This window comes from Rubrobacter taiwanensis (assembly GCF_004337705.1).
In the GTDB taxonomy this organism is placed as follows: Bacteria; Actinomycetota; Rubrobacteria; order Rubrobacterales; family Rubrobacteraceae; genus Rubrobacter_C; species Rubrobacter_C taiwanensis.
In genome coordinates this window covers 1-650 of the sequence record NZ_SKBU01000027.1, presented here as the reverse complement: position 1 = coordinate 650, position 650 = coordinate 1, and the positions used below count along the sequence as shown (strand labels likewise).

General features: G+C 66.3%; 1 protein-coding gene. It reads left to right on the top strand.

The window, feature by feature from the left end; translation table 11 throughout:
• The coding region (locus tag E0L93_RS13105; protein ID WP_207890493.1) for a sulfotransferase at positions 1-632 on the top strand (632 nt) is incomplete at its 5' end.
• Between the last annotated feature and the right edge of the window lie 18 nt (positions 633-650).

The window sequence follows — 650 nt, the reverse complement described above, 5'->3', positions numbered from 1 at the left end:
CGGAGCGGGCCGCAGAAAGGATAAAGCGCCACGTTCCGGAGGTGCGGCTGATCGCGGTGCTAAGAGACCCTGCGGAGAGGGCCTACTCGGCGTTCATGCATCTGGTGCGGGACAACCGGGAGGAGCCGGACTTCGCGCGGGCGCTCGAGCTGGAGGAGGAGCGCATCCGGCTGAACTACCCCTGGATCTGGCACTACCGGCGGGCGGGCTACTATCACGAACAGCTCTCCCGCTACTACGCTCTGTTCGATCCCGCACAGATAAGGGTCTACCTCTACGAGGATCTGCGCCGCGATCCCGTCGGCACCCTGCAAGACATCTACCGTTTTCTCGGCGCCGACCCCGCATTCGCACCGGACGTCTCCGGACGCTACAACGTCTCCGGCGTGCCTAAGAACCGTTTTATCAACGACTTCCTGCGCCGCGACAACCCTCTCAAGACCGCCGTGAGGCCGCTTGTGCCCGCGCGGCTGCGCGGGCGGCTCAGGAGGAGCCTGAGGCGGCGCAATCTGACCGCGGCCCCGCCGATGCCGCCCGGGGTGCGGAGGGATCTGGTTGCGGGCTACCGGGAGGACATCCTGCGGTTAGAGGAGCTCATCGGGCGGGATCTCTCGGGGTGGCTTGAGGTATGACGCTGCCCGACTTCCTCG